This window comes from Paraburkholderia sp. Ac-20347, assembly GCF_017104805.1.
Taxonomy (GTDB): Bacteria; Pseudomonadota; Gammaproteobacteria; order Burkholderiales; family Burkholderiaceae; genus Paraburkholderia; species Paraburkholderia tropica.
On record NZ_JAAGPN010000092.1, the window covers coordinates 1 to 16648 of the forward strand.

The following is a 16648-nucleotide window of genomic DNA, read 5'->3' on the forward strand; positions in this document are numbered from 1 at the left end:
CGCAACGCCGCGCGCCGCACGAACGGTTCGCCTCGCTGCGCCCAGCGACGCAGCGCCGGCGCGGACGTCGCGTCCTTGAGTTCAGAAAGCGCCTGCGCCGCCGCGTCGCGCACGTTGTCGTCGGCATCGAGCAGCGCGGCGCAGAGCGCCTCGGTCACGTCTTCGCTTTCCCACGACGCCAGCACGGTGGCCGCCTCGCGGCGCACCTCCGGCGCGGCGTCGTCGCGCAACGTGCCGACGAGCACGCCGACAAGCTCGGGCGCTTCGAGGTCGCCGATATCGAGCACGGCAATCCGGCGCACGGTTGCGTCTTCGCTGGCGAGTCGCGCGAGCACGGCGGCGGCTTCGGGCGGAAGATCGGTGAGAGTCGGATCAATCATTGAGCAGGATGGCTAATTAATGGCGAAAGGAGGGATTTCGTCAAACGCGTCTCCGTCGCTATCGCAGCAAATAAGGAATGTCGACTTTCACCGCGCCGGTCGGGCAATCGCGCTCGCAGGGCATGCAATACCAGCATTCGTCGAACTGCATATAGGCCTTGCCTTTCGAGGTGTCGATGGCGAGCAGATCGAGCGGGCAGACGTCGACGCAAACCGTGCAGCCTTTATCGGCAATGCAGCGTTCCTCGTCGATGGTCACCGGCGCGCTGCTGCGCTGAAAAATGTCGTGGGGCGTGAAGCTCATGATCGTTTCCTGATGGCGGCCGGCGATTAGTGCGTGACTAATGCGTCGTCGCGTTGAATGCGCATGCGGTCGTACGCGCCGCGCTCGTCGTTCGAAACCGGCACGATATACGGCTCGACAGGGCGCTTTTCGCTGACCATGCGGCCTGCTTCGTCCTTGCGCAAATGCGTGTGGCAGAACCACTGGTCGTCGTCGCGCTGCGGAAAGTCCACGCGATGGTGATACAGACCCCAGCGACTCTCGGTGCGAAACAGCGACGCGCGCGCGGCCATTTCCGCGCAGTCCCGAATCGCACGCACTTCGGCGGCGCGCATCAGTTCATGCGGATTATTGGCCTTGATGGCGCCGATATCTTCTTCGATCGCCTCGAAGCGCTGCAAGCCAATTTCCATCTTGCGCGTCGCTTTCGGCGGTTGCAGATAATCGTTCACCATGCGGCGCAATTTATATTCGACTTGCGAAGGCGCGAAACCGTTCTCGCGTTCGAGCGGCGCGTAAATGCGCGCGCGCTCGGCTTCGATCTGTTCGCTATCGAGCGGCGCGTGTTCGCGATTCGCAGCATATTCCGCGGCGTTTTCGCCGGCGAACCAGCCGTAGGTGAACGCGCCGAGCATATAGTTGTGCGGCACGGCGGCCATGTCGCCCGCCGCATAAAGACCCGGCACCGTGGTCTGCGCGCGCGCATCGACATACACGCCCGAAGCGCTATGGCCGCTGCAAAAACCAATTTCGGAGATGTGCATTTCCACCATTTGCTCGCGATAATCGGTGCCGCGTCCCGCATGAAAACGACCGCGACTCGGCCGCTCGTTCGTGTGCAGAATCTGCTCGATGGTTTGAATGGTTTCTTCGGCGAGGTGATCGAGTTTCAGGAATACCGGTCCGTTGCCGCTTTGGAGTTCGCGATAAAACTCCCACATCATCTGACCGCTCCAGTAATCGCATTCGATGAAGCGTTCGCCTTTACCATTCGCCGTGAAGCCGCCGAGCGGTCCCGTCACGTAAGCACACGCGGGGCCGTTGTAATCCTTGATTAGCGGATTGATCTGGAAGCATTCGAGATTCGCGAGCGCCGCGCCCGCGTGATACGCCATGGCGTAACCGTCGCCGGCATTGGTGGGATTCTCGTATGTCCCCATCAAATAGCCGGAGGCAGGCAGGCCGAGGCGTCCCGCCGCGCCGCAGCAGAGAATCACCGCTTTCGCGCGCACGACCGTGAATTGCGCCGTGCGGCAGTCGAAACCGAGCACGCCGCAAACGGCGCCTTGCGCGTCGGTCAGCAGGCGCGTGGTGACGATGCGATTCGTCATCTCGATGCGCGCGCGCTTGAGCTGACGATACAGAATCTTCTTGATGTCGTGGCCTTCGGGCATGGGCAGCACATACGCGCCCATGTGATGCACCTTCTTCACCGCGTAATCGCCGTTGCCGTCCTTTTCGAATTTCACGCCCCAGCGGTCGAGTTGCTCGATGGTCGTGAAGCTGTGCTTCGCATAGGCATACACGGCTTCCTGATCGACAATGCCGTCGTTCGCGATGGTGATTTCGCGCGTGTATTGCTCGGGCGTGGCGTGGCCGGGAATCACGGCGTTATTCAGGCCGTCCATGCCCATCGAAATCGCACCGCTGCGCTTCACGTGCGCTTTTTCTAGCACGAGCACCTTGAGTGCGGGATTGCGCTCCTTTGCCTTGATCGCCGCCATCGGGCCGGCCGTGCCGCCGCCGATCACCACGACGTCGTAGTCGAGCACTTCGGTATTCATTGCGTTTTCCTCGTTTGCGAACGGCCGCGCGCTCGCGGTTGAGCGGCTTTCTCGCGGTCCACGCGCAAGCGGTACTGGAATGCGTCGCCGCGAAAGTAGAGATATTCGAAGTCGATCGGCGTGCCCTGCGCGTCGTGCGTGGTGCGTTCGATGCGCAGCACGGGGCTGCCTTCTTCCACGCGCAGCGCGTTGACGATTTCATCGTCGGCGAGCATGGCGTCGATCGACACATCGGCGTGACCGAGCGCGACGCCGCAATCGTTTTCGAGAATCAGAAAGATGTCGCGCGTCGCGAGATCGGCATTCGCGAGACGCTTGCCGAGCGACTCGGGCAGCCACGTGAGTTCGAGCGAAACGGGTTCGCGATTGAGCAGGCGCACGCGGCGGATTTCGGTTACGTTCGCGCCTTCGGGCAGGCCGAGTTTCGCGGCGATATGGCGATCGGCTTTCGTCACGCGAAAGCGCCGCAACTGATTGACGATCTCGTAGCCCATCGACGACATCGCTTCCGCAAAACCTTGCAGCGAGGTCACGTTCTGGAACGCGCGCGGCTTGGAGACGAACGTGCCTTTGCCATGCAGCTTGAACACGAGCCCTTCTTTTTGCAGGTCGCCGAGCGCCTGACGCACGGTGATACGGCTCACGCCGAACATCGCGCAGAGTTCGTGTTCGGACGGCATGCGGCTGTGCGGCGGATAAGCGCCGTCGAGAATGCGCGCGCGCAGCGTCTCCTTGATCTGCGCGTAGAGTGGCTGGGGCGCCAGCTCGACGAGATTGGTATTGGCCATCGGCTTGTGGGGTCGGCGTATCGCGGACTTGTTATGACAAGATGATCCGCAGTGTAGGCAACGCCGCCTGGGCCGCAAACGAAGGAATTCTGCTAAGGATGTGCCGCCGCGCTATTTGCGCGCGGGCGCGGCCCGTGGCGGCCGCGCCGGGTCGAATCGCGCGCGTTAAGGCGCGATGGAAGGCGGCACGCCATCAGTAGCGGGCGGCAGAACCGCCGCGCGGCGCACGCGGGTCAGATCGACGATCTCGCCGTCGTGCCCTTGCAAGGCGGGCAGCGCGGGCACCGTATCGTCCTTGACCAGCCAGTTATCGGATTTGTAGTTGGCCGAGCGCGCCTGCATATAGCCATAACGATCGGCGGCGATGGCCTGAAGCGTCGCGCCGTCGCGCACGATCACAGGCCGCAGGAAGATCAGCAGATCCTTCTTTTCGCGGCTCTTGGTTTCGTGCCGGAACAGCGCGCCGAGCACCGGAATCTTCGAGATCCACGGCGTGCGCGTGTTGCCGTTCGTATAGCTGTCGCTGATAAGGCCGCCGAGCGCCACGATCTGGCCGTCGTCCGCGAGAATGGTGGTCTGCAACGAACGCTTGTCGATGGTATAGCCGCCCGATTGATCGCCGGTGCCGCTCTCGACGCTCGAATCTTCCGAATAGACCTGCATGGTGACCGTGCCGCCTTCGTTGATGCGCGGCTTCACGTTCAGAATAATGCCGACGTCGGTGCGCGAATACGTATTGAACGCATTCGCCGCCGATGAACTCGACGAACTCGTGGAATACGAACCGGATTCGATCGGCACATTGCTGCCCACGAGAATGCGCGCTTCGTGATTGTCGAGCGTGACGAGACTCGGCGTGGACAGCACGTTCACATCGGAATTCGTTTGCAGCGCGCGAAACAGCCCTTTGGTACCGAGAATATTGCCGAAACCCGCCACCACGCCCACATCGGTCGTGGTTTCGGCGAGCGATTCCAGGCCGGACGTGGTCATCCATTCAATCCCGAATTCACCGTCTTTTTCCGAGGTGACTTCCATGATCAGCGATTCGATATAGACCTGAACCTTGCGTTGATCGAGTCGCGCGATCACGGTGCTCAGATTGCGAAACACCGGATCGGGCGCGGTAATGATCAGCGAATTGGTCGACGTATCAGCGACGATTTCGTTGCTGCCTTTGTCGCTTTGATCGTCGCTGGAATGCGCATCTGCGGAACCGCTGCCGCTCGAACTGCCCGAAGTGGACGAACTCGTGCTCTTGGTCGATGACGTATCCGATCCGCTCGGCAACGGCGGCAACGATCCGTTGCTGTTGGGAAGCCCGGACGAACTCTGTGCGCTGCTGCCGAGCGCGCTTGCGAGCGAATCGCTGCTGCCGCTCGACTGCCCGAGAATCTGGCGCAGCGTCTTTGCGAGATCGGTCGCATCCGAATTGCGCAAGGTGACGATATGGATATTGCCGGGCGCGCGCGTGGGCGTATCGAGCTTGACGATCAGCGATTGCGCTTCGTCCAGCCGCGCCGCGCTGCTCGAGCGCAGCAGCACCGCATTGCTGCGCGTGTCGGGCGTGACCACGACTTTCTGCGTCGGATCGTTATTGCCGATGCCGCTCAGATCCAGCATTTTCGTGGCTTGCTGGGAGACGTCGGTGGCGTCGGCGTAGTTCAGTTGTACGACCGCGATGTGCGGCGCGGACGCCGCTTCCATGCCCGCGATGATGGTCGCGATGCGACGCACGTTATCGGCGTAATCGGTCACGACGAGCGTGTTGTTGCTTGCGTTCGCGGTGATCGTGTTGTTGGGCGTCACCAGTTGTCGCAACGTCGGTTGCAGCGTGGCGGCCGACTCGCGATGCAGCTGAAACACCTGCGTGATGACCTGATCGCCGCGCGCGACGGGTTCATTGCCCACGTAAGTCGGCACGCCCTGATTCTTTGCGTCCACTTCCGGCACGATCTTGAGCACGCCGTGGTCCTGCAGCAGCGAGAAGCCGCGCATGCGCAGCGCCGATTGCAGCGTCTTGAGCGCTTCGTCGTCGGGCACCGCATTGGCCGAGACCAGATCGAGCTGGCCTTTGACACGCGGGTCGACAATGATGGTTTTGCCCGTGGCTTCGCCAATTGCGCGCGCCACGACGCTGATGTCCGCGTGCGCGAAGTTCATGACGACGGAAGCGTCGGCGGCGTGCGCGTAAATGGCGAAGCAGGCGGCTGCGGCGAGTCGCGCCGCGGTCGAGCGCAATACGGGAATGCGCGGCGCCGGATCGCGTTGAAGAGCTGTCATGGTCGCGTGGGCGTCGAGAAGGTGTGCAAGCATTGGCTTAGGGGCGAGCCACGGTAATAGGTTTGAATCGCACTGCGAATAGCGTGGTGCTTCGGCTGACGCGAGCGTGAAGTGGGCGTCGCCTGAAATCTAATCGGACATGCGCGGCGGAGTGACCGAATTATCTGGAGCGACGAAGTCTATTTTTTCCGCGTGGCTGAACAGTGACGATTCGTGGGAATGAAAATTAATGAATATTTCTATCTACGATGATTTCGACCGCTATTTATTACTCGGATGTAGTGAATAGGTGGAAAGCGTAAGCAGGTGTTCGACGCCGACCGGCGCGGTCGGCGTGCGCTTCAATTCGCACTCTGGCGGCAATCGGGCGGCGGCCCGTTGGGCGGAGGACCATCCGGATGGTGCGGCGGCGTGGCGCCGTCGAAATGCGAGTTGGCGTCGTCAGACGGCGGGTGGCCCGGCGGCGCTCCAGGCGGCGGACCACCGCAAGGCGGACGCGGCGGCGCACCGTTTGAATCGCCGCTGCCCGGATAGGACTGGGCCATGGCGCTCACGGCCGCACCGCCCAATACGACGCATGCAATCAAGGCTTTGAACTTCACGAGACGCTCCTCCTGATTGTTTAACTCGTGCTCTGACGTAGTTGATCGCGCAACGTTTTAATCTACGTTGCGCGACGCGCAGTATTGCTTAAAAAGATGACAGCGCACAGCACGTTTTTAAGCTTTCAAACCCGTATTTTTTTGGAAGGAATGTATTTGGAAAGAATCATGAATAACCGGTGTTGTACCTGAAATATTCGATACGTTTCGACGTCACATTGGCAATGCATCATTCCCGCGCTGCGAAAAGAGCGAAGCAGCGGTCATTCAAAAACAGTAAATCAACGTAAAAGAAGGGGATTTTGATGCGCCGAAAAGTGACAGCCATCGCACTGGCTGCGATTGCAAGCTGGCTAGCCGCGTGCGGCAGCAGCACGAACAGCACCACCGTCAGCGCGCAAGATGCGTTGACGACCGCCACGCCGATCAAGCATCTCGTGGTGATCTACGGTGAGAACCAGTCATTCGATCATTACTTCGGGACTTATCCGAACGCGGATAATCCGTCGGGCGAGCCGGCCTTCACGGCGGCTTCCGGCACGCCGACGGTCAATGGCCTGACCACCACGCTGCTGACCGACAACCCGAATTCATACAATGCCACGAATCTCACGATTTCGGGCATTACGGCCGCCTATCTCGAGCCGTTCCGTATCGACCGTTCGCAGGCGAATACCGCTTCGCAGAACCACAATTACAGCCCCGAGCAGGAAGCCGAAGACAACGGCGCGATGGACGAATTCCCGTATTACACGGGTAAAGCCACCACGACCGGCTCCGGCGTGTTCGACACGAAGGGCATGGTGATGGGCTATTTCGACGGCAATACCGTCACCGCGATGTGGAACTACGCGCAACAGTTCGCGATGAACGACAACGCGTATACGGGCACGTTCGGTCCGTCCACGCCGGGCGCGCTCGAAGTCATCTCCGGTCAGACCAACGGCGTCACGTTGACGACGGGCACGAGCACCAACAGCACGACCATTTCGAGTGGCACGTCGCTGAGCACGCAGGCGATTGCCGACGGCGCGGACGGTTTCTCGCTGATCGGCGACCTCGATCCGACCAACGACGCCTGCACGATTTCGAACGACACGAGCACGACGGTCACGGCCGCGATGTCGTCGTCGAACAAGAATATCGGCGATCTGCTGAATTCGGCGGGCATCACGTGGGGCGGCTTCATGGGCGGCTTCAATCTGGACACCGTCAACGCGAACGGCACGACCGGCTGCACGCGCAGCACGTATTCGTCGGTGCTCAATTCGTCGATTGTCGATTATGTGCCGCACCACGCGTGGTTCCAGTACTACACGACGACCTCGAATCCCGCGCACACGCGCCCGACCTCGACGGCCTATATCGGCTACACCGAACCGAAGGACAGCACGTCCACGCCGGTGCATCACCAGTACGACATCAACGACTTCTATACGGCGGTGAAGGCCGGCAATTTCCCGTCGGTGAGCTTCCTGAAGGCGCCGGCGGTGCAGGACGCGCACGCGGGCAATTCCGATCCGCTCGACGAGCAGGCGTTCGTGACCAACGTCGTGAACTTCCTCGAAGAACAGCCGGACTGGAAGAACACGGCCGTTATCATCGCCTATGACGATTCGGACGGCTGGTACGACCACCAGTACATCACGCCGACGAGTTCCTCGTATTCGAGCAACGACTACCTGAACGGCACGAGCACCTGCGGTACGGGCACGGCGCCGCTGGGCGTGACGGGTTCGCCGGTCAACGGCCGTTGCGGCCCGGGCACGCGCACGCCGTTCATCGTGATTTCGCCGTGGGCGCGCAGCAATTACGTGGATAGCACGGCGATTACACAGGCGTCGGTCACGCGCTTTATCGAAGACAACTGGCTGGGCGGCACGCGCATCGGCAGCGGTTCGTTCGACGATACTGCGGGCAGTATCACCGCGATGTTCAATTTCAGCGGCAGCGGCAATACCGGCAAGCTGTATCTGGATTCGAACTACGGCACGAAGCTCTCTTCGGCTCCGGCCATATCGGTGACGAACTAGCGGCACGGCCACGCGCGACGCGTGGTCTGAGCAGCGGGTCGGCGCAGGACGCCGACTCGCTTTTCGCCTATTCGCTGTTTATTTTTTCGTTGTTGTCGCCATGAATTCAAGCTCGAATGTTGTTCCGCCGTCGACCACGCCTGGCTCGCAGAATGCGGGCGCGCCGCGCCGATATCGCCTTGTGCTCTGGAGCGCGCTGGCCGTTCTGCTGATGATGATGACGTGCGCGGCCTACGCGTTCATGCATCCGGAGCGCATGCCGAAAGCCGTCGGCGACATGCTCGAAAACGAGTTTGGCGTGAACCCGCATCCGGTTCATCTGATGCGGCCGCAGAATGCGCCATTGAGCTTGCTGGCGCAAATCGGCAAACAGATTTTCTATGATCCGTCGCTGTCCGCGTCGGGTATGCAATCTTGCGCGTCGTGCCATAGCCCGCAGCATGCTTATGGTCCGCCGAACGCGCTCGCCGTTCAGTTGGGCGGCGAGCATCTGACACTCGAGGGATACCGGCCGCCGCCGTCGCTGACCTATCTGTATCGTCAGGCGAACTTCAGCATCGGCCCCGATCCCGTGGATATGGACACGACGCCGGTGAGCCTCACCGATACGGCACAGCAGGCGCAAGGCGTGGCGCGCGCGCAGAAGAACGCCGGCGTCGCGCCGGCCGCACCCGCGATGGTGCCGCAAGGCGGGCTGTTCTGGGACGGCCGCGCGGATACCTTGCAGGCGCAGGCGATGGGGCCGCTGTTCAATCCGGTGGAAATGGCCAATACGAGCGAAGCCGAAGTCGCGCAGAAATTATTGCGCGGCGGTTATGCCGAGAAACTCAAGAAGCTCTTTGGACCGGCGATGCTGCATTCGCCGGTGATGCTGGTCGATGAAGCGATGTCGGCCGTCAGTCGCTATCAGATCGAAGATGCGTCGTTCCATGAATTCAACAGCAAATACGACGAATGGCTCGAAGGCAAGGCGCGTTTGAGTCCGGCGGAATTGCGCGGTCTGCGTCTGTTCAACAATCAGGACAAGGCGAATTGCGCGGGTTGCCATTTGAGTCAGCCGGGTCGCGATGGATTGCCGCCGCTCTTTACCGATACGCAATACGAGGCATTGGGCGTGCCGCGTAATCCGGCGCTTGCGCAGAACAAGGATGCGAAGTTTTTCGACATGGGCGTTTGCGGTCCTTATCGTCATGATCTCGCCACTCAGACGCAGTATTGCGGCATGTTCCTGACGCCGACGCTGCGCAATGTCTCGACGCGTCAGACGTTCTTCCATAACGGCGTGTATCGCGACCTCAAACAGGTGATGGATTTTTATAACCTGCGCGAGACGAGCCCGGAAAAGATCTATCCGCGCGATGCAGCAGGCAAGGTGGAAAAGTACAACGATATTCCGGCGAAATACGCGGCGAATATCGATGTGGCGGATGCGCCGTTCGATCGCAAATTCGGCGACAAGCCCGCGATGTCCGAGCAGGATATCGACGACATCATCGCGTTCCTGAAGACGTTGACGGACGGGTACAAGAATTGAGCGCAGTGTGTTCGAGTACGGCTTCCGTAAAGGCCGTGTCGGGATGCGCCGCCACGCGCGCATCTCGACAGGTCAATCGATGCGCGCGCGGCTTCACGATGATCGAAGTGCTCGTCGCGCTTGCGATTATTGCCGTGGCGCTTGCGGCTTCGCTGCGGGCGGTCGGCAATCTGGCGTCGAGCGATGCCGAATTGCATCGGCGCATGCTCGCGGGCTGGACGGCCGATAACGCCTTGACTGAATTGCGTCTCACGCACGCGTGGCCCGCGCCTGGTGTGCGGCAGTTCGATTGCTCGGAAGGCAATCTCGCGCTGATGTGTACGCAGCGTGTGAGCACGACGCCCAACGCGCAATTCAGGCGCGTGGAAATTTCGGTCACGACGCCTGGCCGCAAAGAAACGCTGGCGCAAGTCATGACGATGCTCGACGATGAAAATAACCGCTCGCTCTAGACGCCGCATCAAACCGCGTGCGCGTGCACGCGGCTTTACGCTGATCGAACTGATGGTGGCTATCGCGATTCTCGCGGTGGTCGCCGTGCTTTCTTGGCGCGGACTCGACGCCATCGCGCGCGGCCGCGATGCGATCTCGCGTTCGATGGACGACGAGCGCGTATTTGCGCAGTTGTTCGATCAGATGCGCATCGACGCGCGGCAAGCGGTCTCCGATGACGAAACCGGCGGCAGTGCGATCGTCGCCGAACGCTCGGGCCTGCAGATCGTGCGCACGTATGCGGTCGGGCAGGATCGCGCGCCGCGTCTTCAAGTCGTGCGTTATGAAGTCGCCAATGGATTGGTGACGCGTTATGCGTCGCCGCCGCTGCGAAATTTCGGCCAGGTGCGTCGCGCGATGCGCAGCGGCGCGGATAGCACGTGGACTTCGGTGCCGCTCATGAGTGGCGTCGGCGAAATTCAGGTGCGTATGTTCGTGCCGCCGGGCGGCTGGACGATGCAGATGGAGGACGTGCGCAACGCCATCGAAACCAACGACAGCAATCTGACGATTCCGCAACTGGCTGCGATGCCGTTGCCGCGCGCCGTGGCGGGGTTCAAGGTCAGCATTCGGTCGTCGTCGCTCGCGCGGCCCATCGACCGTGAGTTTCTGGTGGGAGAGTGACGATGCCACTAAAACAGCGTCTGAAAAAGCGGCGCGAACGCGGAGCAGCCATCATCACCGCGCTGCTGGTCATGGCGCTATCGGCGGTCATGGTGTCGGGCATCGTGTGGCGCGAGCAGGTGCAGGTCCGCCGCATCGAGGACCAGCGGCTGATCGTGCAGGCGCAATGGGTCGCGCGCGGCGCGCTCGACTGGACGCGGCTGATCCTGCACACCGAAGCCGACACCATGCCGACCGCAACTTATCTGGGCGGCTTGTGGAGCACGCCCGTGGCGCGCACGCGGCTGAGCCATTTTCTCGGCGGCATGGAGAACGAGGGCAGCGGCCAGGTCGGATCGACCTGGTTGTCGGGCTCGGTCGAAGACGCGCAATCGCGCTTCAATCTGCGCAGCCTCGTGTCGAATCCGTCGCCGGGCGTGCTGCAGGTGAACGTCACCCAACTGGAGGCGTTCCAGCGCTTGCTGCAACTGTTCGGCATCAACCAGCAACTCGCGAACAAGACGGCGTTGGCCGTGCGCTCGGGGCTTTCTCATTCCGCCACGCGTTTCGAAAATGCGAGCACATCGGGCGGCAGCGCTTCAACGGCGCAATCCTCGCAAACGCAAGGCGACGGCGACAGCTTCACCGATCAGCCAGGCATCGACGATGACAACGACGAACACAGCGCAACGGCATCGCTGCTGATGACCGATGTGAACGCGCTGCTCGATATTCCCGGTTTCACGCCGGGCGCGGTGGCGCGACTGCGTCCATTCATAACGGTGTTGCCGAACGCGACGCCGGTGAACATGAATACCGCGAGCGCCGAGGTGCTGGCCGCGATCGTACCGGGCATGACGCTGGCGAAAGCGCAGACCTTCGTCGCCGCGCGCCAGACCGTGTTTTTCCGCAACATGAGCGACGTGACACTGGCTCTGGAGGCGGCGGACATGGACGGCGTGTCGCTCGATTCGTCGCTGTACGACGTCACCACCAGTTACTTTTTCATTCACGGCAGCGTGCAGCAGGAACGCGCGGAGGTGGACCGGACCACGCTCGTCTGGCGCGATCCGCAGACGCACAAGACGCGCATCGTGCGCGTGCAGGATGCGCGATGAATCAGATCGAGGCGACAAAGAAAGCTAATTGCAAGCGTCGGGAAATGTTTGGTAAGTAGTTTCGTTTCTCACTTGATGATTGCGATTTCGTCCGCGCGACGCGCGCGTATGCTGAAACTACAAAAAAGGACGTCACGAACTCCCTCTCTAACAGGCTACCCCGTGTCTCGAACGATCGTCGGTCTACCGCTGCGTAGGCTTCTCCTGCTGCTGCTTATCGCTTCTTCCACTCTGTTTCAGGGTTGCTCGTCGACGCTGGGCAATATCGCGCTCGGCATGGGACTGGGCACCGTCGGCACCGTGAGCGCGCTGGGATGCGCTCTGACCTGCCAGGGCGGCGACCCCGGCTGGTAATGCTGTAGCTGATTTCCGGCGCCAATGAAATGGGGTTTGGCGCTTTGGCGGAATTGCACTACGCTGTTCTGTAAGCGGGAGTGCGCCAATCCGTCACATCGAGTACACTGCACGCGTTTTTAACTAGTTAGTACAGATTTGACAATTCGGACGAGGCGCCGTGGCGCAGCCGGAATGCACAATCTGGAAACGTGATGACGTCCCCACAGCAACCTCCGTCCCAGCCGTTCGCGCCTTCGCGGCGGCAATTTCTGATCGGCACGACCGTGCTCGCGACGCTGAGCGTGGCCGGCCTCGGTGCGATCGCTTCGATCGGCGCGGCCCACGCGCAGGCCGCCGCCGCGAACGCCGATGCCGACTTCGCCGCTTTCATCAAGCTTTCGCAATACCTGACCGGCAAGACCTCGCTCGACGTCGAAATCGGCCGCGCGATTCTCGCCGGACTCAAGGTCGACGACGCTAATGCGAGTGCGATCATCGCACAGCTCAACGACTTCGTAGCGCGCACGAATACCCCTGCAAACGGCCTGCAAACGGTGCTGGACGCCTCGCAGCCCGCGCTCGCCAAACTGCCGAAGAAAGTGATGACCGCGTGGTATCTCGGCGTGGTCGGCAGCGGCAAGAACGCACGCACCGTCGCCTACGAACAGGCGCTCATGTATCCGCCGATCGCGGACGTCATCGTCATGCCGAGCTACGCGCGCGGCGTGCCCGGCTACTGGGCCAAGCCCCCAGTGCTGTCCCATTCCTGATCCCTGCATCCCATGGCAACGAATCAATCCGCCGACGTCGTGATCGTCGGCGCCGGCATCGCGTCCGGTCAGATCGCGCAGAAGCTCGCCAAGGCGGGAATCGACGTGCTCATGCTCGAAGCGGGGCCGCGCATCGAGCGCTGGCGCATCGTCGAAAATTATCGGAATAGTCCATTTAAGTCGGATTTCCAGTCGCCGTATCCGCCCACGGAGCACGCGCCGCATCCGCAGTATTCGCCGAGCAACGACTATCTCGTGCAGCGCGGCCCGGAACAGTACAAGGCCGGTTATCTGCGCATGGTCGGCGGCACGACGTGGCATTGGTCCGCGCAGTCGTGGCGTCTGCTGCCCAACGACATGAAGCTGAAAACGCTGTATGGCGTGGGCCGCGACTGGCCGATCAGTTACGACGACCTCGAACCGTATTACTACGAGGCCGAAGTCGAAATGGGCGTGGGCGGTCCCGAGGACCTCGGTTCGCCGCGCTCGAAGCCGTATCCGCATCCGCCGCTGCCGCTCTCGGACTTCGACCAGAAGTTCAAGGACGTGGTCGAGAAGGCGGGCTACAAGCACGTAACCGAACCGGCTGCGCGCAATACCGCGCCGTTCGACGGCCGTCCCGCCTGCTGCGGCAACAGCAACTGCATGCCGATCTGCCCGATCGAAGCGCAATACACGGGCGAAACCGCCATTCGCAAGGCCGAAGCCGCGAAGGCGCGTCTGCTGCCGAACGCCGTGGTGTATCGCATCGAGCACGATGAAAACGCGCGCATCGTCGCGGTCCATTACAAGGACCCGGACGGCAATACGCAGCGCGTGACCGGCAAGATTTTCGTGCTGGCGTCGAACGCGATCGAAACGCCCAAGCTCATGCTGATTTCGAAGAGCGACAAATTCCAGAACGGGATTGGCAACAGCTCGGACCAGGTCGGCCGCAATCTGATGGATCACCCGGGCACGACGGTGACGTTCCTGTCCGCGGAACCGATGTGGCCGGGTCGTGGCCCGATGCGTCTCTCGTGCATCAACAATCTGCGCGACGGTGCATTCCGTTCGGAATATTCGGCGATGAAACTCAACGTCGGCAATTATTCGCCGATGCGCGCCGTGAGCGATTATCTGATTTCGAAGGGCGTCTACGGCGCGGAACTCGACGAGAAGATTCGCGACTACGCTTCGCGCTGGGTCGTGGTGAACAGCTTCTTCGACATTCTGCCGGATCCGGAAAACCGCATTACGGCGAGCACGGAATTCAAGGACAAACTGGGCATCGCGCGTCCGGAAGTGCATTACCGCATCGACGATTACATCAATCGGGCAGCGAAGGTCGCGCGCGGTCATTACGCGCATATCGCGGACCTGTTCGGCGGCACGGAAGTGCGTTTCGACGATTCGTACTTCAACAACAATCACATCATGGGCACGCTCATCATGGGCGACGATCCGCGTGATTCGGTGGTCGACAAGGATCTGCGTTCGCACGATCACGAGAATCTCTTCATCGCTTCGAGCGGCACGATGGCGAGCGCGGGCACGGTGAATTGCACGCTGACGCTGTGTGCATTGTCGATGCGTCTCGCCGACAAGCTGATCGACGAAATGAAGCATGCTTGAGGCGCGCGCGATGAAACTGACCCACACGACCACAACCGGCTCGCGCCGACTCTTCAACGTATTGCGCAGGTGGCTGCCCGCCGGCGCGCTGGCCTTGAGCGGCGCGCTGACCGGCACGCTCGCGCACGCGGCCAGCGCGAGCGACGACGCTGCGCTCGTCAAACGCGGCGAATATCTCGCCCGTGCGGCGGACTGTATCGCCTGCCACACGTCGAACAAGGCGCAGCCTTATGCGGGCGGCGTGCCGTTCGATCTGCCGTTCGGCACGATTTATTCGACGAATATCACGCCGGATAAAACCTATGGCATCGGCAATCTGAGCGATGCGGACTTTATCGGCCTGGTGCGCGAAGGTAAATCGAAGGACGGCAAGCGTCTGTATCCGGCCATGCCGTATACGTCTTATACGCAATTGACCGACGACGATATTCTCGCGATCCGCGCGTATCTGCGCACGATTGCGCCGGTCGCGAAGGCCGCGCCTGCGAATACGCTCGGCTTCCCGTTCAACCAGCGCTGGGCGATGGTGTTCTGGAATCTCTTCAATTTCGATTCGGGCCGTTTCCAGCCCGATCCTGCGAAGAGCGCCGAATGGAATCGCGGTGCGTATCTGGTCGGTGCACTCGCGCATTGCCAGGAGTGCCATACGCCGCGTAATTTCATGCAGGGCTTGTCGAGCCAGTCGCTCGCGGGCGCGCAACTCGGCAACTGGACGGCGTATAACATCACGCCCGACGCCGTCGCCGGCATCGGCGGCTGGACCGAAGAGGAGCTGATCGCTTATCTGCGTGACGGCGCGGCGCCCGGCAAGGCGAACGCGGCGGGACCGATGGCGGAAGTCGTCGAGAACAGCACGCGTTTTCTTTCGGACCAGGATCTGCGTGCGATGGCGACGTATCTGCGCACGGTGCCCGCGCAGAACAACGGCATGAGCGCCACGAGCCTGCCGCGTTATGGCTGGGGTTCGCCGGTGCAGAGCGTGACCGCGCTGCGCAATCAACCGCTGACCGTGCTCGGCGGCGGCGCGGCGGCCGACGGCCGCACGCTCTTCAACGCGAATTGCGCGAGCTGTCACGGCTGGCAAGGCACGGGCGTGGGCGGCAAGGATGCGGGCGCGTATCCGTCGCTGATGCATAACACCAGCGTGGGCGCGTCGAACGCCGACAATCTCACGATGGTCGTGCTGCACGGCGTGAGCCGCCAGACCAACAACGGCCATATGTCGATGCCGGCATTCGCGGGCGAGTTGAGCAATAGCGAAGTCGCGACGCTGGTGAATTACGTCACCACGCAATTCGGCAATCCGTCCGCGACGATTACGGCGGATAAAGTTGCGAAGATGCGCTAGGCGCGTATGACGCAAATAAAAAAGCGGGCTTCGGCCCGCTTTTTTTTCGACCGCTCGGGTCGTGCGTCTAACGCTTCAGTTGCATGGCGATTTACGCGGCAATTTCCGGCGACGACAACGCGAGCGCGCGAATCGCTTCGTCCTCGACGCGATAACGAATCCATTCGGCCTGCGGTTTCGCCCCAAGCGATTGATAAAATTCGATTGCCGGCGTATTCCAGTCGAGCACGCTCCATTCAAAACGGCCACAACCGTTTTCCACCGCGATACCGGCGAGATGCTGTAACAGCCGCTTGCCCGCGCCCTGGCCGCGCGCATCGGGCGAAACGTAGAGGTCTTCCAGATATAGACCGGATTTCGCCTGCCACGTCGAATACGAAAAGAAATACACGGCATAACCCACGGCGCGGCCGTCGAGTTCGCAGATCAACGCTTTAGCGGGCGATTGCGGACCAAACAGCGAGGACGTAATCGTTTCCGTGGTCGCGGCAACCTGATCTTCGGCCTTTTCGTAAATCGCGAGTTCGGTAATGAAATGAAGAATGAGGGCCGCGTCGTCGGCGGTGGCGGGCCGGATGGTCAGTGCCATAAGCGTAATCGGGTTCCAGATGAGCAATAGAACTGCTGAGAACAGCAACGGACTCACGATAGTAGTCGATATCCAATCTGCGTATACTGCA

Annotated in this window: 15 protein-coding genes; 9 read left to right on the plus strand and 6 right to left on the minus strand. The window is 61.4% G+C overall.

Annotated features, from left to right (window positions below; genetic code table 11):
* The 5 genes from G3N97_RS18510 to G3N97_RS18530 all read right to left on the minus strand — a co-directional run.
* Positions 1 to 380, minus strand: a 380-nt coding sequence (locus tag G3N97_RS18510; protein ID WP_205994537.1) for a HEAT repeat domain-containing protein, incomplete at its 3' end; no start/stop codon positions are given.
* Between the two features lie 58 nt (positions 381 to 438).
* Complete coding sequence (locus G3N97_RS18515; protein ID WP_065058806.1) at positions 439 to 684, minus strand: ferredoxin family protein; 246 nt, start codon at positions 682 to 684, stop codon at positions 439 to 441.
* 26 nt (positions 685 to 710) lie between these two features.
* Entirely contained in the window at positions 711 to 2447 is a 1737-nt protein-coding gene (locus G3N97_RS18520; RefSeq protein ID WP_205994538.1) for a fumarate reductase/succinate dehydrogenase flavoprotein subunit, read from the minus strand.
* Complete coding sequence (locus G3N97_RS18525) at positions 2444 to 3235, minus strand: GntR family transcriptional regulator (RefSeq protein WP_065058809.1); 792 nt, start codon at positions 3233 to 3235, stop codon at positions 2444 to 2446. Before G3N97_RS18525 ends, G3N97_RS18520 begins: the two co-directional genes overlap by 4 nt.
* A gap of 165 nt (positions 3236 to 3400) precedes the next feature.
* Entirely contained in the window at positions 3401 to 5518 is a 2118-nt protein-coding gene (locus tag G3N97_RS18530; RefSeq protein ID WP_205994539.1) for a secretin N-terminal domain-containing protein, read from the minus strand.
* A 907-nt stretch (positions 5519 to 6425) separates the two neighbouring features.
* On the opposite strand from G3N97_RS18530, the gene G3N97_RS18535 reads away from it, so the two are divergent.
* From G3N97_RS18535 to G3N97_RS18575, 9 genes are all read left to right on the plus strand, one after another.
* Complete coding sequence (locus G3N97_RS18535) at positions 6426 to 8153, plus strand: alkaline phosphatase family protein (protein ID WP_205994540.1); 1728 nt, start codon at positions 6426 to 6428, stop codon at positions 8151 to 8153.
* 100 nt (positions 8154 to 8253) lie between these two features.
* The gene (locus G3N97_RS18540) at positions 8254 to 9687 is read left to right on the plus strand and encodes a cytochrome c peroxidase (protein WP_205994541.1); all 1434 of its coding nucleotides are present in this window, start codon (positions 8254 to 8256) and stop codon (positions 9685 to 9687) included.
* A 35-nt stretch (positions 9688 to 9722) separates the two neighbouring features.
* Positions 9723 to 10139, plus strand: a complete 417-nt coding sequence (gene gspI / locus G3N97_RS18545) for a type II secretion system minor pseudopilin GspI (RefSeq protein ID WP_205994542.1) — start codon at positions 9723 to 9725, stop codon at positions 10137 to 10139.
* Positions 10117 to 10803, plus strand: coding sequence for a prepilin-type N-terminal cleavage/methylation domain-containing protein (locus tag G3N97_RS18550; protein ID WP_205994543.1), 687 nt, complete (start codon positions 10117 to 10119; stop codon positions 10801 to 10803). Before gspI ends, G3N97_RS18550 begins: the two co-directional genes overlap by 23 nt.
* Before the next feature lie 2 nt (positions 10804 to 10805).
* On the plus strand, positions 10806 to 11900 hold the full coding sequence (gene gspK, locus G3N97_RS18555) for a type II secretion system minor pseudopilin GspK (protein WP_205994544.1): 1095 nt from the start codon (positions 10806 to 10808) through the stop codon (positions 11898 to 11900).
* A gap of 162 nt (positions 11901 to 12062) precedes the next feature.
* A complete protein-coding gene (locus tag G3N97_RS18560) occupies positions 12063 to 12254 on the plus strand; it encodes a hypothetical protein (RefSeq protein WP_124263269.1) in 192 nt (63 codons plus the stop codon).
* Positions 12255 to 12448: 194 nt separating this feature from the next.
* Positions 12449 to 13006 carry a sugar dehydrogenase complex small subunit gene (locus G3N97_RS18565; RefSeq protein WP_205994545.1) on the plus strand — a complete coding sequence of 186 codons (558 nt, stop codon included), beginning with the start codon at positions 12449 to 12451 and terminating at the stop codon, positions 13004 to 13006.
* Positions 13007 to 13018: 12 nt separating this feature from the next.
* Positions 13019 to 14620: a GMC family oxidoreductase gene (locus G3N97_RS18570; protein WP_065058816.1), complete on the plus strand. Its 1602-nt coding sequence runs from the start codon at positions 13019 to 13021 to the stop codon at positions 14618 to 14620.
* A gap of 10 nt (positions 14621 to 14630) precedes the next feature.
* Positions 14631 to 15968 (plus strand): cytochrome c, encoded by a 1338-nt coding sequence (locus tag G3N97_RS18575; RefSeq protein WP_205994546.1) that lies wholly within the window; start codon positions 14631 to 14633, stop codon positions 15966 to 15968.
* 91 nt (positions 15969 to 16059) lie between these two features.
* On the opposite strand, the gene G3N97_RS18580 is transcribed toward G3N97_RS18575, so the two are convergent.
* Complete coding sequence (locus tag G3N97_RS18580) at positions 16060 to 16557, minus strand: GNAT family N-acetyltransferase (RefSeq protein WP_205994547.1); 498 nt, start codon at positions 16555 to 16557, stop codon at positions 16060 to 16062.
* Positions 16558 to 16648: the final 91 nt, after the last annotated feature.

Excerpts from the sequence above, each read along its gene's own strand:
- G3N97_RS18515 (WP_065058806.1), bottom strand. The coding sequence starts at position 684 with ATGAGCTTCACGCCCCACGACATTTTTCAGCGCAGCAGCGCGCCGGTG.
- G3N97_RS18520 (WP_205994538.1), bottom strand. The coding sequence starts at position 2,447 with ATGAATACCGAAGTGCTCGACTACGACGTCGTGGTGATCGGCGGCGGC.
- G3N97_RS18525 (WP_065058809.1), bottom strand. The coding sequence starts at position 3,235 with ATGGCCAATACCAATCTCGTCGAGCTGGCGCCCCAGCCACTCTACGCG.
- G3N97_RS18530 (WP_205994539.1), bottom strand. The coding sequence starts at position 5,518 with ATGACAGCTCTTCAACGCGATCCGGCGCCGCGCATTCCCGTATTGCGC.
- G3N97_RS18535 (WP_205994540.1), top strand. The coding sequence starts at position 6,426 with ATGCGCCGAAAAGTGACAGCCATCGCACTGGCTGCGATTGCAAGCTGG.
- G3N97_RS18540 (WP_205994541.1), top strand. The coding sequence starts at position 8,254 with ATGAATTCAAGCTCGAATGTTGTTCCGCCGTCGACCACGCCTGGCTCG.
- G3N97_RS18550 (WP_205994543.1), top strand. The coding sequence starts at position 10,117 with ATGAAAATAACCGCTCGCTCTAGACGCCGCATCAAACCGCGTGCGCGT.
- gspK (WP_205994544.1), top strand. The coding sequence starts at position 10,806 with ATGCCACTAAAACAGCGTCTGAAAAAGCGGCGCGAACGCGGAGCAGCC.
- G3N97_RS18565 (WP_205994545.1), top strand. The coding sequence starts at position 12,449 with ATGACGTCCCCACAGCAACCTCCGTCCCAGCCGTTCGCGCCTTCGCGG.
- G3N97_RS18570 (WP_065058816.1), top strand. The coding sequence starts at position 13,019 with ATGGCAACGAATCAATCCGCCGACGTCGTGATCGTCGGCGCCGGCATC.
- G3N97_RS18575 (WP_205994546.1), top strand. The coding sequence starts at position 14,631 with ATGAAACTGACCCACACGACCACAACCGGCTCGCGCCGACTCTTCAAC.
- G3N97_RS18580 (WP_205994547.1), bottom strand. The coding sequence starts at position 16,557 with ATGGCACTGACCATCCGGCCCGCCACCGCCGACGACGCGGCCCTCATT.